We start from the raw sequence: 22900 nt of genomic DNA, 5'->3' as shown, positions 1-22900 counted from the left end.
GTAAACATTTTCACTGTACATTTACACGTGGAGATAGCGATCTCATACTCTTTTAAGGGGGTGTTCTTATGAAAAGGTTTTTAGTCGTTCTCGTTCTGGTCCTGGCACTGGTTTCGGTTTTCGGACAGACTTTTGAGAGAAACAAAACGCTCTACTGGGGTGGAGCGCTGTGGTCTCCTCCATCCAACTGGAACCCGTTCACACCATGGAACGCGGTTGCGGGAACCATCGGTCTTGTCTATGAACCTCTGTTCCTCTACGATCCTCTGAACGACAAGTTCGAGCCGTGGCTTGCAGAAAAAGGAGAATGGGTCAGCAACAACGAATACGTACTCACGCTCAGAAAGGGTCTCAGATGGCAGGACGGAGTTCCTCTCACGGCAGACGACGTGGTTTTCACCTTTGAAATCGCCAAGAAGTACACTGGTATCAGCTACAGTCCTGTGTGGAACTGGCTCGGCAGGATCGAAAGGGTCGATGAACGAACGCTGAAGTTCGTCTTCTCCGACCCGAGGTACCAGGAATGGAAACAGATGCTCATCAACACACCGATCGTACCAAAACACATCTGGGAAAACAAAACAGAGGAAGAAGTTCTTCAGGCGGCCAATGAAAATCCAGTTGGATCCGGTCCGTACTACGTTGAAAGCTGGGCAGACGACAGATGTGTATTCAAGAAGAACGGGAACTGGTGGGGCATCAGAGAACTCGGTTACGATCCCAAACCTGAAAGGATCGTGGAACTGAGAGTGCTCAGCAACAATGTCGCAGTAGGAATGCTCATGAAAGGAGAACTCGACTGGAGCAACTTCTTCCTGCCGGGTGTTCCGGTTTTGAAGAAAGCATACGGAATCGTCACCTGGTATGAAAACGCTCCTTACATGCTCCCGGCCAACACCGCAGGAATCTACATCAACGTGAATAAGTATCCTCTCAGCATACCTGAGTTCAGAAGAGCAATGGCTTACGCTATCAATCCCGAGAAGATCGTTACCAGAGCTTACGAGAACATGGTGACGGCTGCCAATCCCGCTGGAATCCTGCCGCTTCCCGGTTACATGAAGTACTATCCGAAAGAAGTCGTCGATAAGTACGGATTCAAGTACGATCCGGAGATGGCAAAGAAGATCCTCGACGAGCTTGGATTCAAAGATGTGAACAAGGATGGATTCAGAGAAGATCCGAACGGAAAGCCGTTCAAGCTCACGATTGAGTGTCCGTACGGATGGACCGACTGGATGGTTTCTATCCAGTCCATTGCAGAAGATCTCGTGAAAGTCGGAATCAACGTCGAACCTAAATACCCCGACTACTCCAAATACGCAGACGACCTCTACGGTGGAAAGTTCGATCTCATACTCAACAACTTTACAACCGGTGTTTCCGCTACCATCTGGTCCTATTTCAACGGTGTGTTCTATCCGGATGCAGTAGAATCCGAGTACTCCTACTCCGGAAACTTTGGAAAGTACGCCAATCCTGAAGTTGAGACTCTTCTCGACGAACTCAACAGAAGCAATGATGATGCTAAAATTAAAGAAGTAGTAGCCAAGCTGTCAGAGATACTGCTCAAGGATCTGCCGTTCATTCCTCTGTGGTACAACGGTGCATGGTTCCAGGCTTCTGAAGCTGTGTGGACCAACTGGCCAACGGAGAAGAATCCGTACGCTGTCCCGATAGGCTGGAACGGCTGGTGGCAGCTCACAGGAATCAAGACGCTCTTTGGTATTGAAGCAAAGTAAAATGATGACCCCGCCCCTCGGGGCGGGGTTTTAAAAAAAGAAGGAGGTAGGAGTCTTGAGAAAGTATCTTACAAAGAAGATCCTGATCTACATTCTGACCTTCTTTTTTGCCGTCACAATTGACTGGGCTATTCCTCGATTTATGCCAGGAAACCCTATAAATTTTCTGATCTCAAGGTTCGCCGGACTTCCAGAATCTGTCAAGGTTCTTCAAAGCTACTTCACTCAGGCTTTTGGTCTCGACAAACCCCTCTGGGAGCAGTACATCAATTTCTGGAAAGCGCTTTTCAGAGGTGACCTTGGTATAAGCATCTACATGTATCCTCAACCAGTTGCAAAAGTGATAGCTCGTGCCTTGCCTTACTCGCTGATAGTGCTTCTTCCAGCCGTTCTTCTGAGTTTTGCGATAGGAAACAGATTTGGAGCTTTCGTTGCAAGGAAAAAGAGACTCGATAACTTTGCACTGCCTGTTTTTTACACTCTGACAGCATCTCCCTACTTCTGGTTTGGTATTCTTCTTGCCTGGATATTCGGTGTGGTTATACCTCTGTTTCCCCTCGCAGGTGCTTACAGCTTTGGAATAACACCTTCATTCTCCTGGGATTTCATACTCGATTTTCTGCACCACTGGGTACTTCCATTTGGTTCTCTGTTCCTTGTGATGCTCGGGGGCTGGGCAATAGGTATGAGGAACATGATCATCTACGAACTGGAAGCGAACTATTCCAGATATCTCGAGGCGCTCGGATCGTCTCAGAGACTCATAAGGAAATACGCTTACAGAAACGCCATCCTCCCGCAGATCACCGGTCTTGCCATCCAGCTCGGAACGGTGGTTGCAGGTGCTCTCACAACGGAAATCGTCTTCTCCTACCCCGGTATAGGATACATCCTCATGCAGGGAATTTTGAACCAGGATTATTTCCTGATTCAGGGGTGCTTTTTGTTCATCATCCTTGGAGTGCTTCTTGCCAATTTCCTCGTTGATATCTTCTACGTTATCATAGATCCCAGAATCAGAAAATCCTATTCGGGAGAGGTTTGATAGCCATGACGAGAAAAGAATTCGTCCATTTCTTCTTGAAAAATAAAAAGGTCATTTTTGCCATATGTGTGTACGCCGGGTTGATCATCCTGGCTCTGGTAGGACCTTATCTTTCACCTTATAAGGATCCCCTTGCTTTTGTGGGACCTGGATATCAACCTCCGAGCAAAGAGCACTGGCTCGGGACCAACACCTTCGGTCAGGACATTTTCACACAGCTCGTCTACGGTCTCAGAAGCTCCTTGTTCGTGGGAGTCCTTGGAGGAACTCTGGCAACGGTCATTGGGCTTCTCATTGGTTTTGTTGCAGGATACAAAGGTGGATGGTTCGACGAACTTCTGATGATGTTCACCAACATACTCATGGTGATACCAACACTTGCACTCCTCATCATCATAGCGGCGTACCTTCCCTACAGGGGAGTGTTCATCGAGAGTATCATAATCGGTCTCACCGCCTGGCCCTGGACCGCGAGGGCTGTCAGGGCACAGACTCTCTCCTTGAAAACAAGAGAGTTCGTAGATCTTGCAAGAATCACCGCGAGGAAACCTATGAAAATAATTTTCGGTGAGATCATGCCCAACATGATGTCCTACGTTTTCATGGTGTTCATTCTCCAGTTCGGCGGTGCCATTCTTGCAGCTACGGGGCTCGACTTCATCGGTCTTGGTCCGACAAGGGGTATCTCCCTCGGAATCATGATGCAGCAGGCCACTCTCTGGAACGCTATACAGCTTGGCATGTGGTGGTGGGCGATCACTCCCGGTGCGGTGATCACTCTCATGGTTGCAACTCTTTACGTTATGAATGCTGGCCTTGATGAAGTCTTCAATCCTAAGCTCAGGGAGATGTGATAGGCGTGGCTGAAGTGGTACTGGATGTCAGAGATCTGAGAATTTATTACAGAACCCTCTACGGCTACGTGAAGGCCGTCGATGGGGTGAGTTTCGATATAAAAAGAGGTGAAATCCTTGGAATTGCGGGTGAATCTGGCTGTGGAAAGTCCACTCTTGGAAACGGCTTGATCCTTTTGAAACCTCCCATGAAGTACATGGGAGGAGAAGCGATCCTCGATGGAAAGAACATCATGGCACTATCTCCAAAAGAGCTCAGGAAAGTGAGGTACGAAAAGATCTCCATCATACCACAGTATGCCATGGACGCTATGAACCCGACGAAAAAGATAAAACAGATCATAGACGACCTTCTGCACGAACACGGAGAAAGTTTTGAAAGAAAAAAAGATGTTATCGAGGAAAGGCTCGAGATCGTCAACCTTGGAAAGAAAGTTCTAAACATGTATCCGATCGAACTCTCTGGAGGAATGAAGCAGAGAATGGTGATGGTGATCTCTACATTGATGAATCCCGATGTCCTCATAGCCGATGAGATCACATCAGCCCTGGATGTGAGTTCTCAAAGATCGGTTATACAGATGCTTTATGAGATGAGAGAAAAGGAAATCATGGGATCACTCGCGTTCATAACACACGATCTCTCGGTCCTTTATCAGATCGCAGACAAGGTGATGGTGCTCTACGCGGGAAGAGTGGCGGAAATCTCTCCAATGGAAGACATCATCCAAGAACCCCTTCACCCTTACACCAAGATGCTTCTTTCTTCACTTCCGAAGATAGGTGTCAGATATTCCCAGACGAAGCTCAAGGGAATCCCGGGATATCCACCCAGTCTTCTCAACATAGGACCGGGATGTAGATTCAGAGACAGGTGTCCTTACGCGTTCGAGAAGTGTGAACAGGATCCACCAGTGTTCGACGTTGATGGGAGAAAGGTCTCATGCTGGCTTTTCGAAAGAGGTGATGCAAATTGAGTCTTCTGAAGGTTCAAAATTTGACGAAGGAGTTCCCTCTGGGTTTCTTCGGTAAGGAAAGACTCAAAGCGGTTGATGACGTTTCTTTTGAAATAGAGCGATCCAGGATCGTATCTCTCATAGGAGAGAGTGGAAGCGGAAAGACCACCGTGGGTAAGCTCATCCTGAAACTCATAAGACCTTCATCTGGTCAGATACTGTTAAACGGGAGAGACATAACTCAAATAAAAGGAAGAGAACTCAGAGAATACTACAGAAAAGTACAGGGAGTCTTTCAGGATCCGTTCTCATCTTTCAATCCCATATACAAAATAGACAGGGTTCTGGACATGGTGTTTGAGGAATTCTTTCCGGACACCCCCGCTTCTGAAAGAAGAACCAAGATGGAAGAAGTGATCGCTTCGGTTGGAATGAACCCACGTGAAATCTTAGGAAAATACCCGCATCAGCTCAGTGGAGGACAGCTTCAGAGAATACTCATCGCGAGAACGCTCCTTCTCAACGTGGAACTTCTGATAGCCGATGAGATCATCAGCATGCTCGACGCTTCCACGAGGGTGGACATACTGAACCTTCTCGGTGATCTGCGTGAGAGAGGAATGTCCGTTATCTTTATCACCCACGACCTTTCTCTTGGCTATTACATCAGCGATGAGACCTTCATCATGTACAGGGGAAACATAGTGGAAATGGGAGACACCGAGAAGGTTTTTCACAACCCGATTCATCCTTATACTAAGATGCTCCTCGAATCCGTTCCGGAGATAGACAGAAAGTGGGATCTCAGCAAGAGATTCATCCCGGAACTCGTCTCTTCGTCTAACGCACCGTGCAAGTACTACGACAGGTGTCCTATAAGGGATGAAAGGTGTCTTGTTCAAAAGCCAGCAATGGTAGAGGTAGAGGAGAATCATAAGGTACTCTGTTTGAAGGCAGGGGATTGAAATGGCCTCCATCAAAGATGTGGCAAAACTCGCAGGTGTTTCTATAGCAACCGTCTCACGTGTGATAAACGGCTACAACAACGTCTCGGAAGAGACGAGAAAGAAGGTAATCGATGCCATCAGAAAGCTCAACTATCACCCCGTGTACGCTGTGAAAGGGGCTGTTTTAAAGAGAACTATAGGAGTTCTCGTCCCCAACTTTGGGGGCTTTCACTACAACGAGATATTGACGGGCATAGAAAAAGAAGCGATAAAGAGAGACTTCACCCTCATGATTTCAACAACACTTCACAGGACCTCTGTGGAGCTGGAAAGACTGGAGGTTTTCTTTGCGAAAAGAGTGGATGGTATCATAGTCTGCTCGTCGAAGAAGGACGAGGAACAACTCGAAAGATTGATAAAGAGTGCCATTCCAGTTGTTGTGGTGGACAGGGAAGAACCGGAGATCAGGCTCGACAACGTTGGCATCGACAACTACGCCGCTGGAAGGATGTGTGCGAAGTACCTTCTGGAAAAGGGTCACAGAAAGGTTCTCCTTTTGAAGGGTAGAAAAGACATTTATTCTTTTTCCGACAGAGAAAGAGGTTTCATAGATTACAGCACAAGACACGGAATAGACGTGAAAGTCACACCGTGCGGTTATTTTGCCGAACACGGCTACCACGCGGTGGAAAGGTACCTGAAAAAACACGGCAGGGATTTCACTGCGATCTTTGCAATAAACGATCTTTCGGCCTTCGGTGCGCTCAAGGCACTACACGATCTCGGTGTACTCGTTCCCGATGAAGTTTCTGTCATGGGATTCGACGACGATCCAATATCAAGCTACACCATTCCTCCACTCACCACGGTGAGGCAACCGAGGGAAGAGATGGGAAGAGTGGCCTTTGAGATTCTTTACGAGAGACTTTCTGGAAAAAAAGGCGTTGCACGAAGAGTCGTTCTACCCGTTGAGATCGTTGAGAGAGAATCCGTTAAACAGTTATAAAAGCCCCTCCGGAGAGGGGCTTTTTCATTTTTCCTTTCTCAGGTACATGTCTATCCCTTTTGCCGCGGCGTATCCATCTGCAATACCGTGAATGATATCCGGTCCGTGAACGATGTCTCCTCCTGCAAACAACCATTCCACAGAGGTCTGATTGTACTCGTTTGTTTTGATTCTTCCTCTGAAAAATTCGAGTTTGCTTCGTATTTCTTCGGGTAAGTAGGAATAATCTGGTGCCTGTCCAATCGCTTCTACGACCATGTCCGCTTCTACAAAGATTTGTTCTTTTTCGTCAAACTGTGGATTGAACCGTCCTTCGCCGTCGAACACACTGACACATTTTTTGAATTTCACACCTTTTATCCTGTCGTTCTCTATCACGACTTCCATCGGTCCCCATCCTGGATTTATGACGATACCCTCTTCGAGAGCCTCTTCTATTTCTTCCATATCAGCCGGCATGTCCTCGAAGCATCCTTCAAGTGAAAGCACCTGAACGTTCACCCTTCCGTACTCCATGAACTGAAGTCTTGCCATCGACCTGGAGATATCCATCGCGACGTTTCCTCCACCGATGACAACGAGTCTCTCTGGGACCGGTGGCTTTGGACCATCTCCCCTCAGGTAGTCCCTTATCATCTTGAGCAAGGGGAGTGCCTGTTTCACATCTGGGTGATCGGTCCCCGGAACACCCGTTGACCTTCCAAGACCGAAGCCTGTTGCAAGAAAGACAACATCGTGTCTCTTTCTGACATCTTCGAAAGACACATCCTGGACGACTCTCGTGTTGAGTAGAATTTTCACCCCGAGCGCCTCGATGAATGCGATATCCTTGTCCAGCGCTTCATCGGGAAGTCGGTATTTTGGAATACCGTACCTCATCACACCACCAGGTTTTGATTCCGATTCGTATATGGTAACATCGTATCCCATGGTGGCAAGAAAGTAGGCTGCGGCGAGCCCAGCGGGACCCGATCCTATGATTCCCACACTCTTTCCTTTTCTCTCCGGTTTTATGTCCAGGATCTCTCCGTATCTCTCGAGAGGAATGCTGTCCACTATGTACCTTTTCAACCACTGAATCGCAACGGGTTCTCCTCTGACTCCCACAGAACAGGCGGTTTCACACCTGTGAGTACAGACCCTTCCACAGACCATTGAGAGAGGATTCGTTCTGTAGAGCCATCTCAGTCCTTCTTCCAGATTGTCCTCGTACACGGATTTTATGTACTGGGGTATGTCCATGTGTTCGGGACAGGTGTAGGTACACACACCGCACTCCACACACCTGGCGGCCTCCTGCATGGCCTGTTCTCTACTGTATCCTTTCACGATTTCTATGAAAGATTTGATCCTGACTTCCGGTGGTTCCACGGGCATTTCTATTCTTTCGAGATCGAGCAGCTCAGAGTTCTCATCCCTCACCCAGCCGAGGGGTGCCTTTCCAAATTCGTAGAGACCTTTTTTCGCGTTCAATCCCTTATCCGTTGGCATAAAGATGAAGTCTTCCGGATCTTCCGAGATGTGGATGTATTCCCTCGTCATCTTGAGTGAACCCGTTGTGCAGATGTCAACGCAGAGCGCACAGAAAGAACACCTGCCGTAATCTATGACGGGTCTTTGCGGAAGTTTTCCATCTTCTTGAGTGAGATCCGGGACCTCCACCATGGTTATGGCATCGGTTGGGCAGATCTTTGCGCATGTACCGCACCCTATGCACTTTCCCCAGTCGTTCACGTGGAATCCTCTGTATCTTTCCGAAGCTTCTCTCCTGATTTTGTTTGGAACCTCTATTGTAACCGGTTTTCTGACAAGAAATTTCCATGCCTTCAGAGGAGCAAAGAAATCCTTTTCTGGTAGCTTCTGGACTGCCATTTTTCTCACCCCTCACCTGTCTATTTCAGGTGCGCAGACGTCCATCGTAGCGAGCCAGATGGGGACGTCTTCTATTCTCGTTCCTGGAAGGTACTTTTCTATTCCGTAGAGTCCCTGAGGATAAGAAGCTCCCCTCACCGCCACTCTGTAGGGTTTGTTTTTTCCATCGGAGACGACGAAGAATCCGTATTCGCCTCTCGTCGATTCCACATGCGCGTAAGCCATACCCTTTGGAACGATTCTTCTGAGACCGTTCCCACGACCGATAGGAACGTTAACTCTGTCAGCCTGTGGCATCTTCTCCAGAGCCTGTCTGATGATTTTTATACTCTGAGGTATCTCTTTGAACTTCAGATAGACCCTGCTGAAAGCGTCTCCGTCTGTTGCCGTTGGAACCTCAAACTCCACCCTGTCGTAGAACAGGTAAGGATCCACCTTCCTTATGTCGTACTCCACGCCAGTGGCTCTCAAACCAACGCCGGTGACCCCCATCTCCACAGCCTGTTCTCTTGTGAGAATGAGTCTTCCCCTGAGCCTCGAATGGACGATCCTGTTTTTGAAGATCAGGTTTTCATAATCGGGCAGTCTTGACTCTATGTAGTCGAGTGTCTTCCAGATCATTTCTTCAATTTTTGGTGTCATGTTCTTTCTCACACCGCCGGGAATGATGTACATATGGTACACTCTCGCACCGCTCAGTGCCTCGAATATATCGAGAATTCTGTCCCTATCGGCCACTCCCCAGTGAGACGCCGTGTACAGTCCGAGGGGACCTCCTATTCCTCCAACGGTCCAGATGTGATTCGCTATCCTTGCAAGTTCCAGAACGATCATCCGTATCCACTGGGCCCTTTCTGGAACTTCGACCTTTGCTATCTTCTCGATTGCCATAGCGTAGCATATTTCGTTGATGTCCGGCTCGGGAACACAGATTCTCGGTATGAGTGAGATGTTGGAATACCAGTAACGCCTTTCCATGAGTTTTTCAAATCCTCTGTGAAGAAAACCAGGTACAGGTCTTGCCTTCTTTACGATGTCTCCCTCCACGTACATGTGAACGGAGAAATTTCCGTGCATTCCCGGGTGATTCGGCCCGAAAAAGAGTTTCGTTTCACCCATTGATCTCACCTCTGAATATCTTTTTCGCCTCGTCTATCACGTCTTTCTGGTACTCCCTTCCGGGGAATTTTCTTCTGGAGTACTCGAGAGGATCGAAGTCCTTTCTGAGGGGTGGTTTGTCGTCCCAGAGTTCTAAGAAAAGCGGCTTCATATCCTCGTTTCCAGAGAACTTCACGCCGAAGAACTCGTGGATTTCTCTCTCGTAGAACCTCGCAACAGGCCATATTTCCTTCACTGTTACAAACTGCGGATTGTTTCTGTCTATCCTCGTTGTAACGATGAATTTCCCGCCGTCTTTCCACGAGAAGAGGATGTACACCAGCTCGAACTGACTGTCCTCGATCCAGTCTATGCAGGTCATCAACGAAAGGTGAGAGTATCCAAGAGATTTCAACGTTTCCAGCACGGCAATAACTCTATCCGGTGCGACGGACAGCTTCACTTCCCTTTCGTCTATTTCTTCGACCTCTGGCCGGAAAACTTCCAGAGTTTTCAACGCATCACTCATGGAATTCGTCATGCACATACACCTCCCCGAGGGAGCGGATCTGATTCTGTTTGTACCACTCGTAGTTCTCCCTGTACCTTTTCCAGCCGTCCGCTTCACCTTTTCTGATCTTTTCCATCAGGTAGTTGAAGGCCTCAAGAATTGCTTCTGGCCTTGGCATGCAGCCGGCTATATACACATCGACGGGTATGTAGTAATCGAGCCTGTTCACCGTTGCGTAGGAGTCGAAGTATATACCACCGTTTATGGTGCAGCTTCCAAAGCCCACGACGTACTTTGGATCGGGCATCTGTTCGTACGTGTATATCACTCTCCTGAGGGTCTTCGTGTTCAGGTATCCTGTGATGAGAAGGATATCGGCCTGCCTCGGCGTTGCCATGGGAGCTATGCCGAACCTTTCCATGTCGAATCTCGAGGTCATGGAAGGTGGTAGCTCGACGGCACCACATCCGGTACAGTAATGGAGCATCCATATGGAACGCGATCTTAGATTGTCTGCTATTCTTTCCCAGATGCTTCTTTCTTTCATCGGATCACCTCCTCAGAGTGTCAAACCGAGCACCACAAAGAGCGCGTTCAAAAAGGCAAGTCCAAGAGGAACACCCCAGTAGAACTTCAGCATCTGTTCTATTCTGAACCTCGGAAGAACAGAAGAGATGAGAACTGCTACGACCCAGACGGTCACGAATTTCACGAGGAACCAGCCGAGGCTCCCACCACCGAGAAACACGTTCACAAAGAGGGAGATTTCCACGAACAGTGAGAAGTCATGCATGATCTGAAGAAGACCGAGATACTTTCCAGACAGTTCCACCATGGGACCGGAGGCTATTTCAGCGGGAGCGATAGCGATGTCGAAGGGTTTCTTTCCCATCATTCCGATGAGTGAGATGAACGCCACAATTGCACCAAGAGGCATACTGAACAGGTTCCATTTCTCTCCTTGAAAGGTTATCAACTGGTGTATCGACGCGGTTTTATAGTTGAATATGACGGATGCCATAACAACCAGGAACGGTAGTTCGTAGCCGAGCATCTGTGTGAGCGCCCTGCTTATACCTATGGAAGCCCAGGGGTTTCCGCTTCCCACCATTCCCATCGCCATGCCGAGGGCACCAACGGTGAACAGGTACGTGATCACGAAGAAGTTATCTGTGTTTGGGAACGGAGTCCATTTCAAGGAGCCGAGAGGCATGAGCATGGCCGTTGCGACGGATCCTCCGAGTGCCATCAGGACTCCAAAATCGAAGACCCAACCGTTGCTGAAGGGATGTTTCGACAGCGCCTTGAAGACATCTATGAAGTTCTGGTACCAGGGAGGTCCTATTCTCCTCTGGACCCTCGCGACTATTTTCCTTGCGATTCCCTCAAGAGATAGAACGAGAAAGAAGGCAAGAACGAGGTTGAACAGTGCTTTTATCATCCTCTCACCACCTCACCCAGAATACGAGAAGTAGAGTCACAACAACCCAGAAAGTGTAAGCCGAGGAGGAAGGTTCGAAGAACCAGCTGTGTATCCATTCTCCAGCGTCGTGGAACAGCTTCCCGAACATTTTGAGGAGTTTCTCCCACGATGGATGTTTTTCGTACATTCTTTCAAAACCCGCGTAGAATTTCGTGTTGTAGTGGTAGAGATCTGGATTGTATATGAACTCTCCGCCCGTGTAGATGTTGATGGGCGTTCCCTCCTCCCTGTGAGGTGCCAGAAGGTCCACTTTCTTTGGCCTTGGAAAGAGAGAGTAAAGGATGTAAGCAACGATGAAGCCCACAAGAAATAGACCGAAGACGAGCACGGGATTCCAGCTTCCCGCGAATCCCTTCACAAGCCAGTTCTCCGGATCAGATATTTTGAATGAAGGTGCGACATCCAGATCCACCCTGATTTTTTCGATCGCCTGGAGAATGGGGAAAGGCCATACACCCAGAAAGAAACTGATGAGAACAAGAAGAACCATGGGTGTCAGCATCACAGCGGGGGCTTCTTTCACGTCCCTGTACTTTCTGGGAAGCTGTCCCAGGAACACCCCTGCAAGTGGCCTGAAGACGTATAGGAAAGATCCTATCGATCCAAAGAATGCCAAGAAAGCGGTTATGAACATACCCTTTCTGACCAGTGCCTGGTAGATCATCCACTTCGAGATGAAGCCACTCATCGGAGGAATTCCGGCAAGAGAGATGATGGAGAAGAGATAAACCAGGAAAGTAACGGGCATTTTGTGGATCAGACCACCCATTTCGCTGATCTTCTGTGTTTTCGTTCTGTAAATGACCGCAGCGAAAGCCATGAATATAACCGCAGAAGCGACTGCGTGGTTGAAGATGTGGAACATTCCTCCTTCGAAGCCCAGTGGATCCATGGTGCCGATTCCTATCAGGATGTAACCTCCGTTCGCAACCGAGGAATAAGCCATGAGCATCTTCATATCGTCCTGCTTTATTGCCATGAGTGTTCCTATCACGATCGACACGTTTCCAAGAGCGATGAGGATGTAATTTGGAAGAGGGATTCCCGAATAAACGGTGACTTCTGAGAAGACTTTCAAGGAAGGTATAACGGAGAGAACGAGTAAAAAGATGTAGTTTCCGAGTTTGATGAACTGTCCGGAAAGTACTGAAGAAAACGCATTTGGTGCAAGACCATGAGTCTCTCTAAGCCAGATGTGTAATGGAAATATTCCACTTTTTGCTATACCGGCCGCGCTCAAGAGCAAAAACACAGCCATTTTGAACCCTATCGAAGTGTCGTTGAGCATACCCTGTGCTATGCCGTGTATGTTCAACGTTCCATATCTCTGATACGCGAGAAACGTTCCGTAGAGGAAAGCGTACGTTCCCACAGCACTCATGACCGCGTATACAACAACTGCTTTTCGTGCCTCTTTCTTTTCCATGGGAACGATCAGTAGCGAAGAGAGAACTGCTATCTCCCAGAAAACGTAGAGCGTGATGAGATCAGCAGCCATGAAGACACCGAGTGATCCCGCCGTTACCATGAGCAGGAACATATTGTAGCTTGCTCGATACTTTTGAGTCTCAAGCCACTTCGTGGAAAAGAGCATCACGGACACAATCACCAGAAGACTGACAAAAGAGAAATAGAAAGATACGTTTGTCCATTCAAACTGGATATTTAAACCGAACAGGTCCAGCTTCTCAAAAGTGCCCACCTTCAATGTGAAGACGTACAGAATAGTGAAGAGCCCTGCCAGAAAATTCAGAAGCGCTCCCATTTTCCAGCTCATCTTCGAGACGAGGTAGATGAAAATGGAAAGTGTGAGGAGAACTAATGGGAGAAGACCCAGTGCCACGTCACATCCCTCCCTTCACCGCAGAAAAGACACCGTTCACATAACTTTCTGTGTCCAGAAGGGCTTTTGCCATCTTTTGTGTTCCTTCAAGAAACACATCGGGCTGCAGAAAGACGACAACGAGAAGGATCGCGAGGGCAAAAGAGAAAAACCCGATCGTGAGAGGTACTTTCGATCTTTCCTCAAAGGTTTCTTCTTCGAACCAGAGTCTCACGTTCCATCTGATCACGTATCCAACCTCAATGGCTGTAGCTATGAGAAGCACAGCCGGAAACAGGAAATCTTTCGTTGAGAAAGCTTCCATGATCATCCTGATCTTGCTCTGAAAGCCTGCGAACATTGGAAACCCTACCAGAGAAAACGTGGCCATGCTGAAAGAAATTCCAAGCAATTTGTGTTTTCTGAAAACTCCATTCAGATCTCTGTAACTGTAAACCAGAAAACCTGCCACGAGAAAGATCACGAACTTCGCTATAACATCGTTCGTGAGATGAAAATACGCAAGATTCAAGGCATTTTCCGTTCCCTTAGATATCATCGCAGCCACAACTCCGGCTTGTGCAACACTCGAATAAGCGAAAGTTCTCAACAGTCTGGACTCTCTGAGAGCCGCCATTTCACCGGTCAGGATCGTAACGAGGGAGAGAACGTACAGAGTGTTCAATCCACTGCCATGGAATACCGTTCCAAAGAGTCTTCCGAGCATATAAAGAGCAGCGAACGAAACGGCCGTTCCGAGAACGATCGGAGAGACCTCGTTTCCACCATAAACTCCGGGGACCCATCCGTTCAACGGGAACAGTTTCGCCTCAACTCCAAGACCGATCGTGTAAAGCATGGTCACCGCAAGTAGAGAGCTTCCAGAAAGTCCAACCATTGCGATGTGCGCCATATTCAAACTTCCCGTTGCGCCGTAGGCGAAGATTGTTGCCAGAAGATAGAACGATCCAGCAATGCCACCGAGTATCAGGTATTTGTAAGCGTTGTAGAAATTTTCTCTCTTCGCGGCTGTCGTGACCGCCGTTATCGTGATTATTTCCATGAAGACGAACGAGTTGAAGAGATCTCCCGTCAGAACGAATCCGTTCGTGGCCCCCAGAAGGAGCATGAGAGAGGTTTCGTATCCTTTCTTTGTCTCCACCGGAAGAAACGAAACCATTAAAAAGATGAGATTCACGATCAAAGCAGCGTAAAAACTGGCATCGTCCAGAACGAGGTTTATACCAAACGGCGGTTTCCAGTTTCCCATGGCATGAATCTCCACGACGCCCGGAAACCACTTGCTGAGAACTACGATCACGTTGAACAGAGCCACCAGCGAGAACAGAACATCTGACGCCTTTTTCCAGAAAAGCGAAACGAAAGCCGCGAGGAGTGGCACAGCCACGAGCAGGCTGATCATTCTTTCACTCCCTTCATCTCTTCGAGATCAAGTGAGGAGTGTTTTTCTTTGATCCGAACGAGAAGAGAAGCTCCGAGTGCCAGCACACCAACACCTATGACGATCGCTGTGAGAACGAGAGCCTGTGGTAGAGGGTCAACGAAGTTCAGCGAGAAGTTCATGACTCTGTCTGTGTATATGGGTGCGTCTCCTTCTCTGTAACCAAGCGCTATTATGAACAGGTTAACAGCCGTATCGATGATTGTGAGTGAGACGAGATGCTTGAAGAGATTTTTCTGCGTGAGCAAGCCGTAAATTCCTATTCCTGCGAGGAGAATGGATATCACATAGATCATCTCGAATCACTCTCCCTTCCGGTGTATCTCTGATATAACTCCGGAGAGTTCCGATCCGACTTTGAGACCGATGATGATGTAAACAACGGGAACCACACCGGCACTGAAGAGATCTCCTACTCTTCCCGTAGACAGAAAGTTGTAAAGGAAAGCACCGCCGGTGAGCAGACCGATCAATCCCACAAGAACGTAGAGAGCACCCATCGATCCTTCGAGAAGCTTTGCTCTTCCTTCGTTCAATGTGAATTCTTCGTTCGAGAGATATAAAAGCAGAATCGCTGCGGCTATGACGGTACCTCCGGGAAATCCACCACCGGGTGAGAGGTGGCCGTGAACGAATATGTAAACACCGAACATCAGGATCAAAGGCAGAAGGATTCCTGTGCTCACCTTGAGAATGAAATTCGGCTCTCTTCTGTATTTCATCCTCCTGCTTCCTCGAAGGATCGTTCCCACACCGATGGCAGCGGCAAGAAGCACAGTCACTTCTCCCAGAGTGTCGAAAGATCTGTAGTTGACGACAATTGATGTCACCACGTTGGCACTTCCGTCTTCTAAATTCGATTCGCCGTATATTCTTCTTTCAGAAGGTACTTGCAAGTTTCCCTCGATCCATTTTCTGGAATCAACGGTGTTTACATCCTTCGCCAGGTAATGAACGGAGACTCTTCTGGAGAGATCGATCTTTCCAAATGGTTCCAAAGTGGTGATGAACGAAAGCATCACGTAGACGAACGCGGCCGATATAAGAATGGCGAAGAATCTTCTCATCTTTCATCATCCTTTCCCATTTTGAAGAGTGTGATGAGAAGAACAGCCGTTGTGAGACCCGCGCCAACCGATGCTTCCGTTATGGCAACATCGGGAGCTTTCATGATGATGAAAAGAAACACCGAAAGGAGACTGAGCGATGAGAAGGCTATGACGCTGTCCAGAATTTTTCTCGCTTCAACTGCAAAGAAAGCGGCGATCAGCATCATACCTCCAGTCAGCCATATCAGCAGATTCATCCTTCATCACCACCTTTGTATTCGTCGATGACCGTGCACTCACACGGTTTCACACCAGAAAGGTAAGAAGCTCGAGCCAGCACAGAACTTCCAACAGGATTTGTAAGAGCGATGAACGCGATGATAACGATGGCTTTCAAAAGAAATTCCGGTTTTGCGATGCCGATTCCCAACACGGTTGAGAAGGTTCCAAGAGTCGTGGCCTTGGTACCCGCCTGGAGTCTGTTGTAAACGTCCGGCATTCTGAAAACACCGAGACCTCCGAGAAAGTAGAAAAACGCTCCTATCGCTATCAGCACCTCTCCGATAACCTCGTTCATTTTCTCCCCTCCAGATAGCGGGATACGATGATCGTCTCCAGAAAAGAAAGAAGGGCGTAAACAAGGGCGATATCCAGATAAATTGCTCTGTCGAAGACGTAGGCGAGGAAGACTATGAGTCCTGTCAGCATAACGTTCATCGTATCGAGAGCCGCTACTCTGTCAGAGGAGGTGGGACCTATTATTACCCTGATGAATGAAAGCAGAACACCGGCTCCAACGAGAACGAAGAACAGCAAACTCATTCGAACACCCCCTTGATGAGTCTTTCGAATTTTCCGGAAATGTATCTTTCTTTCTCTTCGGTGGATTTCACTTCGATCCAGTGGACGAAAATCCTGTCGTCTTTCACATCTACACTGAGCGTTCCAGGGGTGAGGGTTATGCTGTTGGCAAGAAAGAGGCGGGAAGCATCTTTTTTCAGATTCGTTTTTAATTCAACGAAGCCCGGTTTGAGCGGAAGGCGTGGATTCAAGACCCTCAATGCAACATCGATGTTGGCTTTCACCATCTCTATGATAAAGATGGGAAGGAACATCACCGCGTACCGGACGATCCTCAGTGGTAGTTTCGCATCGAATCTGATACCGTGGTACTTTCGAAAAATCAAAGACACGGCTAGAGAAACCACGATTCCTGCGAGTAGTTCCGAGTAGGAAAACCTGGTGATCACGAGCCACAATATCAAACTCGTCAGAAAAACGCTCACTCATCACACCTCCTCGGGATTGAAAGAGAAAGTTTTCACAATCACAACACAAGAGTAATTTTACTCTTCTGAATCAATAATGTCAACCTAATTAGTAGAGATAAAAAACAGTTTCGAAGAGAACGAAGAGGGAAATTTAGACCAAAAGAGTCCAGATTATGTAAACGAAACACAGAAATATTCGTTTTCTGGACGTAAAAGTCGATTCCAGGAAATTATTTGGAAATAACGTTGAAAATCTCCTCGGGATGTCGCTTGACATCACGGTAACTTTCACGGTAACGTTTACGTATGGTAATATCTACCCGCAAGGAGGTGAAGGTGGTATGAAAAAATTTCTGGTGATCGCTTTGCTTGTCGTTTCTCTAGTTGTCCTCGCCCAACCGAAACTCACCATCTGGTGCTCTGAGAAGCAGGTTGACATCCTTCAGAAACTCGGAGAGGAGTTCAAGGCGAAGTACGGCGTAGAGGTTGAAGTGCAGTACGTGAACTTCCAAGACATCAAGTCTAAGTTCCTAACAGCAGCTCCTGAGGGACAGGGTGCAGATATCATCGTTGGAGCACACGACTGGGTAGGCGAACTCGCAGTCAACGGTTTGATCGAACCCATTCCAAACTTCAGTGACCTGAAAAACTTCTATGAAACCGCTCTCAACGCGTTCTCTTACGGTGGAAAACTCTACGGTATTCCTTACGCCATGGAAGCGATCGCACTCATCTACAACAAGGACTATGTTCCTGAACCCCCAAAGACCATGGACGAGCTTATAGAAATAGCAAAACAGATCGATGAAGAATTTGGAGGAGAAGTGAGAGGTTTCATCACCTCAGCGGCCGAGTTTTACTACATTGCTCCTTTCATTTTCGGATACGGTGGATACGTATTCAAACAGACAGAAAAAGGACTGGACGTCAACGATATCGGACTGGCCAACGAAGGAGCCATCAAGGGTGTGAAACTCCTCAAAAGATTGGTTGATGAGGGAATACTGGATCCCAGTGACAATTATCAGATCATGGATTCCATGTTCAGGGAAGGCCAGGCGGCGATGATCATCAACGGACCGTGGGCCATTAAGGCGTACAAGGATGCAGGAATAGACTATGGTGTAGCCCCAATCCCCGATCTGGAACCTGGCGTTCCTGCAAGACCTTTCGTTGGGGTCCAGGGCTTCATGGTGAACGCAAAATCCCCAAACAAACTCCTTGCCATCGAATTCCTGACCAGTTTCATTGCAAAAAAGGAAACGATGTACAGAATCTACCTTGGAGATCCAAGACTTCCCTCCAGAAAGGACGTGCTCGAACTTGTGAAAGATAACCCAGACGTAGTTGGCTTCACACTGAGCGCAGCCAACGGTATTCCAATGCCCAACGTTCCACAGATGGCCGCTGTCTGGGCCGCTATGAACGATGCGCTCAATCTCGTTGTGAACGGAAAAGCAACGGTCGAAGAAGCGCTCAAAAACGCCGTTGAAAGAATCAAAGCTCAGATTCAGTAACATAAAACTTTTACGGGGCTGGGTCCCCAGCCCCTTCCATACGTTCAGGGAGGGAAAACAGTGAAAAACATCGTTAAATTGTTTCTCTGGTTTCTTCTTGCCATTCTGAACATCGCTCTTTTCTGGGCAGGTGTTTTTCTTTTCCAGAACGAGTATTACGAACTTTCGATAGTGCTTTTCTCTCTGTTAGTTCTAATAGATTTCTTCATCATCAACCCAAGGGGATATCCTTACAGATACACCATACCTGCTCTTATTCTGCTTTTTGTTCTTGTACTCTATCCGATATACTTCACCTTCAAAGTGGCATTCACCAATTATGGAACGGGCCACTTCATGTCGAGACAGGAAGCTATAGAGAGACTTCTCTATGACCCAAATTTTTCTTATGTGGTAGATTCGACTCCTGTTTCATATAAGGTGTTTGTGGTGTACGATGGTCTCTCTCCCACTGATGACTTCCTAATACTTTTCAAAACGGGAGATACCATTTTCCTTGGTGAAAGACCGAAACCAGTTGTTGCACGAGGTCAGGAGGTCCTCCTGAGTCAGTTCAATCTGGTTCCGATCACGGGTGAAACGATCTCACTGAACGGCGACACCTTCAGGATCGTTCCATGGCCTGCGGATCTCTCGGAGATCAATCTTGTAGTACGTGGTGAGAAGACCTACAAGAGCTTCTACTCACCCGATGACGAGATTCTGAGGTTGAATGCACCTTACTTCAAGAGCAGAATAGCTCAGGGTTATCTGGTGAACGCAGAATACGTGCTTCCCGATGGAAAAAAATTGGCCCTGAGAATTGCTCCGGATGGAGAATGGAGATTCATGTACGTGGAGAGACTCTACAGATTGGCTTACAAAGAGATATACGACGGTGTGAAAATGAAGATAACAACCACAGTGGTGAACAATCTCACGGGAAGAGAAGTGGTAGAACGTGAAGGTGCTTTCTATGATGTGGACGAAAATGGGAACGAGACGTTCCTTGTTGGATTCATAGATTTTGTGGGATGGAAAAACTTCCTGAGGATCGTTAAAGATCCAAAGGTTTCCGGTCCTTTCTTCAGAATATTTCTCTGGACTTTCGTGTGGGCTGTTCTCAGCGTGGTCCTTTCCCTCGCTGTGGGACTTCCGTTTGCGCTCGTTTTGAACAATCCAAGACTCAAGGGAAGAAACCTCTACAGGACGCTTCTGATCATTCCCTGGGCCATTCCAGTTTTCATTTCGGCTCTGGTCTGGCGCAATGGACTTCTGAACGAGTCTTACGGTGTGATCAACAAGTTCCTTTTACCTCTTTTTGGCCTTGAACCAATAAAATGGTTCAACGATCCCTTCTGGGCACGTGTGGGGGTCCTTCTCGTCAACGTCTGGCTCACGTTCCCGTACATGATGACGATCTCACTCGGTGCCCTTCAGAGCATTCCACCAGAGCTCTACGAGGTGGCGGCAATAGATGGTGCAGGAAGATTCAGGAGATTCGTACACATCACCTTCCCACTCCTTATGACCATCATTGCACCACTCCTCGTCAGCAGTTTCGCTTTCAGTTTCAACAACTTCACAATCATATATCTGATTACGGGTGGTGGGCCTCCAATTCCTAACTCGACCACTCCAACAGGATACACGGACATTTTGATCTCTTACGTCTACAAACTGGCGTTTGAAGGTGGTCAGGGACAGGATTTCGGTTTTGCCAGTGCCATTTCAATACTCATCTTCTTCCTAGTTGGAGGAATCAGCTTCGTAAACTTCAAGCTGTCCGGTGCATTCGAAGAGGTGAGCAGATAATGGTGCAGAGAAGAGGGAATATCTTTACACACATCTTTCTCATTTTTATAATTGCGGTGATTTTGTTTCCCGTTGTCTGGGTAGTAACAACGTCTCTCAGAAGAGATGAAGCGGCCTTTTCATCAAAACTGTTCACATCACGACTGACTCTGCAACACTACAGGGATCTTGTGGCACCCGAAAAGAATCTTCCTTTTCTAGTGCAGGATCTCCAGGCAATGATTTCAAAGGTAAAACCTTACGATACCTGGTCTGAGGAAGAACTCAAAGACGCTGTAGAGAGTTCTATCGAAAAAGTGAAAGCCTATCTGTCAGAGACGGAGACTAGATTGAACGACGCTGTGAATTCCTTTGAAAAAGTTGATGCTTTTTTGAACGATCACTCCGAAGAGATAAAAAACAGAACGATCGAGGAAATGAGAGAACTTCTTTCATCCATCCAGATACCGGATCTGAGTGATTCGGTAGAAAACAGAGCGGCTCTTTATCTCGTTCTTTCAAAGGAAAGATACAATTCAACAGCTCACAAGGCGTTGAAAGAGTTACTGGAAAGGTTCACGGGTGTTGACACCGGTACAAGAGACGGATACGAAAAAGCGATAGAGAGTCTGAAAGAAAGCTACGAAAAATTGGCTGATGGATACGATGGACTCATTAAAGAAACTCAAAGAGAACTGAATGCTGTGAAGGAGGAGATGTCTTCTCTCAGACAACAGTATAGCGCTCTTCAGGATAATGTAATGGAAGCCAATCTCGTGATCGAAAAAGACATAATACCGGAGCTGGAAAGAATAAAGATCTCACTTTCAGAACTCAACAATCTCAGGGAACAAATAAGACAAACTGCGTTGCGCAGCCCGTTTCCTGTGAATGATGAAGAATTCTCACGAAACGTCTCAGAAGCTGTTCAGATGCTGAATAAATTCCTCAATGAAATGGGCTCTTTCGCTGAATACGATTCGTTGAAAAATTCACTTGTAGAATTGAAAAAGGAGCTTACAAAACTCTCCGAAGGAAGCGAAGACTTGAGAAACCGTCTCCTTTTCTCCGATCTTGTGAAAATTTACGAAGAGTTGCATCCAAGACTCATCAGAATTCTGAAAGAAACCGCCGAGACTATTGCCAGCATAAAAGACAGAATAGCGGTTCTGAACGTTCTCAATGAGCGTCTAAAAGATCTTGAAATCCAGGAAAAGGATCTAACTGCGAAAATTTCTGAGTATCAGCAGAAAATTTCTGAGGTTCAGCAGAAACTATTGGAGCCTCAGAGAACATTGAACCTGATCGTCTTCAGATACGAGCTTGAGAAAACAATTTCCTCACTTGAAAGAGTTAAAGCTTTCAAAAAAACTGATCTTCTCAGATACTCCTCCGCTTTGAAGACTCTTCGCAATTTTATGAATTCTTACTGGAAGAAAGACGAACTCTACAGCAGAATATCCAGAGCGGTAAAGGAGATGCGGTGGATAGAAGAGTACAGAGATTTTGCAAGCAAATTCGATGTTTTCCCAGAGAATCTGAAAGCAATACTGGAAGAAATGCACACCTCACTAAGCGACCTCGAAAGATCTTACGGTGATTTCATATCCCTTTCATCTCAGGGAGTGTACGTGTCTTCGAGTGTTCTGAGCAGAATGTACGACATTGTGAAGATGGATTTCGTCAACAAAGTCAGGGCGAACATGTCAGTTGCATCGAGGCGGGCCGGTAACCTGATTGACCTTGTACCGTTCTCCGAAGTTAAGAAAGACCTGAGAAATATAGACAGAGAGCTTTTCAGAATAGACCAGATCTGGAAACAGAAAACGAAACACTATTTCTGGCTGTGGGTTCTCAACTCCGTGATTGTATCCCTGATAGTGGCATTCATAACAACGACCGTGTGTGCTATAGCGGCTTATCCATTCAGCAGAATGAGGTTCTTTGGAAGGCGTTACGGAATCATGGCACTCCTTCTGATACAGATGTTCCCGGGTGTGATCTTCATGATTGCCATATACGACCTTCTGAACTTCATGGGAAAGTACATTCCATTCATAGGAATTGACACTCTCGGTGGATTGATCTTCGCATACCTCACCAACATCGCCTACAACATGTACTTGATAAAAGGTTTCTACGACACGATTCCCACCTCGCTTGAGGAGGCAGCCATCGTCGATGGAGCAACGCGCTTCCAGAGTTTCTACAAGATCATAATTCCACTTGCAAGACCAATTCTCACGGTGGTGTTCCTGCTGGTCTTCATTGGAACGTTCAACGAATACGTTGTTGCGAGGATAATCCTTCAAAATGTGAGGCACTACACGTACGCTCTTGGTCTTCAAGCGTTCGCCACAGGTCCATATGAAACGGAATGGGGACTTTTCACAGCGGCAGCCCTTCTTGGAATGACACCGATGGTGATTTTGTTCCTCTCACTCCAGAGGTATCTCGTGAGTGGTCTTACAAGGGGTGCAGTTAAAGAATGA

At 47.3% G+C, this 22900-nt stretch carries 22 protein-coding genes; 9 read left to right on the top strand and 13 right to left on the bottom strand.

Annotation, left to right across the window (positions count from 1 at the left end; all coding sequences use genetic code 11):
* Nucleotides 1-68: 68 nt before the first annotated feature.
* From TM_RS06220 to TM_RS06195, 6 genes are read left to right on the top strand one after another with little or no spacing between them, the layout of a single operon-like run.
* Nucleotides 69-1742 (top strand): ABC transporter substrate-binding protein, encoded by a 1674-nt coding sequence (locus tag TM_RS06220; protein ID WP_004080066.1) that lies wholly within the window; start codon nucleotides 69-71, stop codon nucleotides 1740-1742.
* Nucleotides 1743-1797: 55 nt separating this feature from the next.
* Complete coding sequence (locus tag TM_RS06215) at nucleotides 1798-2787, top strand: ABC transporter permease (RefSeq protein WP_004080068.1); 990 nt, start codon at nucleotides 1798-1800, stop codon at nucleotides 2785-2787.
* Nucleotides 2788-2792: 5 nt separating this feature from the next.
* Nucleotides 2793-3641 (top strand): ABC transporter permease, encoded by an 849-nt coding sequence (locus TM_RS06210; protein ID WP_004080070.1) that lies wholly within the window; start codon nucleotides 2793-2795, stop codon nucleotides 3639-3641.
* Entirely contained in the window at nucleotides 3638-4618 is a 981-nt protein-coding gene (locus TM_RS06205; protein WP_004080073.1) for an ABC transporter ATP-binding protein, read from the top strand. Before TM_RS06210 ends, TM_RS06205 begins: the two co-directional genes overlap by 4 nt.
* The gene (locus TM_RS06200) at nucleotides 4615-5562 is read left to right on the top strand and encodes an ABC transporter ATP-binding protein (protein WP_004080075.1); all 948 of its coding nucleotides are present in this window, start codon (nucleotides 4615-4617) and stop codon (nucleotides 5560-5562) included. Before TM_RS06205 ends, TM_RS06200 begins: the two co-directional genes overlap by 4 nt.
* 1 nt (nucleotide 5563) lies before the next feature.
* The gene (locus TM_RS06195) at nucleotides 5564-6550 is read left to right on the top strand and encodes a LacI family DNA-binding transcriptional regulator (protein ID WP_004080078.1); all 987 of its coding nucleotides are present in this window, start codon (nucleotides 5564-5566) and stop codon (nucleotides 6548-6550) included.
* Between the two features lie 24 nt (nucleotides 6551-6574).
* On the opposite strand, the gene TM_RS06190 is transcribed toward TM_RS06195, so the two are convergent.
* Genes TM_RS06190 through TM_RS06130 form a run of 13 tightly spaced genes read right to left on the bottom strand, consistent with a single transcriptional unit; the run spans nucleotide 6575 to nucleotide 17133 of the window.
* The gene (locus TM_RS06190) at nucleotides 6575-8422 is read right to left on the bottom strand and encodes an FAD-dependent oxidoreductase (RefSeq protein ID WP_004080080.1); all 1848 of its coding nucleotides are present in this window, start codon (nucleotides 8420-8422) and stop codon (nucleotides 6575-6577) included.
* 12 nt (nucleotides 8423-8434) lie between these two features.
* On the bottom strand, nucleotides 8435-9541 hold the full coding sequence (locus TM_RS06185; RefSeq protein ID WP_004080082.1) for an NADH-quinone oxidoreductase subunit D: 1107 nt from the start codon (nucleotides 9539-9541) through the stop codon (nucleotides 8435-8437).
* Nucleotides 9534-10061, bottom strand: a complete 528-nt coding sequence (locus TM_RS06180; protein WP_004080084.1) for an NADH-quinone oxidoreductase subunit C — start codon at nucleotides 10059-10061, stop codon at nucleotides 9534-9536. Before TM_RS06180 ends, TM_RS06185 begins: the two co-directional genes overlap by 8 nt.
* Complete coding sequence (locus TM_RS06175; protein ID WP_004080086.1) at nucleotides 10042-10578, bottom strand: NuoB/complex I 20 kDa subunit family protein; 537 nt, start codon at nucleotides 10576-10578, stop codon at nucleotides 10042-10044. The genes TM_RS06180 and TM_RS06175 overlap by 20 nt, the downstream gene beginning before the upstream one ends.
* Nucleotides 10579-10590: 12 nt before the next feature.
* Nucleotides 10591-11472 carry a respiratory chain complex I subunit 1 family protein gene (locus TM_RS06170; protein WP_004080087.1) on the bottom strand — a complete coding sequence of 294 codons (882 nt, stop codon included), beginning with the start codon at nucleotides 11470-11472 and terminating at the stop codon, nucleotides 10591-10593.
* Between the two features lie 4 nt (nucleotides 11473-11476).
* Nucleotides 11477-13357 (bottom strand): proton-conducting transporter membrane subunit, encoded by a 1881-nt coding sequence (locus tag TM_RS06165; protein WP_004080094.1) that lies wholly within the window; start codon nucleotides 13355-13357, stop codon nucleotides 11477-11479.
* 1 nt (nucleotide 13358) lies between these two features.
* Nucleotides 13359-14759, bottom strand: a complete 1401-nt coding sequence (locus TM_RS06160; RefSeq protein ID WP_004080096.1) for a complex I subunit 5 family protein — start codon at nucleotides 14757-14759, stop codon at nucleotides 13359-13361.
* Complete coding sequence (locus tag TM_RS06155; RefSeq protein ID WP_004080098.1) at nucleotides 14756-15094, bottom strand: sodium:proton antiporter; 339 nt, start codon at nucleotides 15092-15094, stop codon at nucleotides 14756-14758. Before TM_RS06155 ends, TM_RS06160 begins: the two co-directional genes overlap by 4 nt.
* 6 nt (nucleotides 15095-15100) lie before the next feature.
* The gene (locus TM_RS06150; protein WP_004080100.1) at nucleotides 15101-15865 is read right to left on the bottom strand and encodes a Na(+)/H(+) antiporter subunit B; all 765 of its coding nucleotides are present in this window, start codon (nucleotides 15863-15865) and stop codon (nucleotides 15101-15103) included.
* The gene (locus tag TM_RS06145) at nucleotides 15862-16104 is read right to left on the bottom strand and encodes a Na(+)/H(+) antiporter subunit B (RefSeq protein WP_004080102.1); all 243 of its coding nucleotides are present in this window, start codon (nucleotides 16102-16104) and stop codon (nucleotides 15862-15864) included. Before TM_RS06145 ends, TM_RS06150 begins: the two co-directional genes overlap by 4 nt.
* Entirely contained in the window at nucleotides 16101-16424 is a 324-nt protein-coding gene (gene mnhG, locus TM_RS06140) for a monovalent cation/H(+) antiporter subunit G (protein WP_004080104.1), read from the bottom strand. Before mnhG ends, TM_RS06145 begins: the two co-directional genes overlap by 4 nt.
* Nucleotides 16421-16669 carry a cation:proton antiporter gene (locus TM_RS06135; RefSeq protein WP_004080106.1) on the bottom strand — a complete coding sequence of 83 codons (249 nt, stop codon included), beginning with the start codon at nucleotides 16667-16669 and terminating at the stop codon, nucleotides 16421-16423. The genes mnhG and TM_RS06135 overlap by 4 nt, the downstream gene beginning before the upstream one ends.
* Nucleotides 16666-17133, bottom strand: a complete 468-nt coding sequence (locus TM_RS06130; RefSeq protein ID WP_004080108.1) for a Na+/H+ antiporter subunit E — start codon at nucleotides 17131-17133, stop codon at nucleotides 16666-16668. Before TM_RS06130 ends, TM_RS06135 begins: the two co-directional genes overlap by 4 nt.
* A gap of 326 nt (nucleotides 17134-17459) precedes the next feature.
* On the opposite strand from TM_RS06130, the gene malE reads away from it, so the two are divergent.
* From malE to TM_RS06115, 3 genes are read left to right on the top strand one after another with little or no spacing between them, the layout of a single operon-like run.
* Nucleotides 17460-18635 carry a maltose/maltodextrin ABC transporter substrate-binding protein MalE gene (gene malE / locus TM_RS06125; RefSeq protein WP_004080109.1) on the top strand — a complete coding sequence of 392 codons (1176 nt, stop codon included), beginning with the start codon at nucleotides 17460-17462 and terminating at the stop codon, nucleotides 18633-18635.
* Nucleotides 18636-18695: 60 nt separating this feature from the next.
* Complete coding sequence (locus tag TM_RS06120; RefSeq protein WP_004080110.1) at nucleotides 18696-20429, top strand: DUF4896 domain-containing protein; 1734 nt, start codon at nucleotides 18696-18698, stop codon at nucleotides 20427-20429.
* Nucleotides 20429-22900, top strand: coding sequence for an ABC transporter permease subunit (locus TM_RS06115; RefSeq protein WP_004080111.1), 2472 nt, complete (start codon nucleotides 20429-20431; stop codon nucleotides 22898-22900). Before TM_RS06120 ends, TM_RS06115 begins: the two co-directional genes overlap by 1 nt.

This window comes from Thermotoga maritima MSB8, from assembly GCF_000008545.1.
Taxonomy (GTDB): domain Bacteria; phylum Thermotogota; class Thermotogae; order Thermotogales; family Thermotogaceae; genus Thermotoga; species Thermotoga maritima.
Note: the sequence above shows the minus strand (reverse complement) of the source record. Positions and strands in the feature narration are given on the sequence as shown.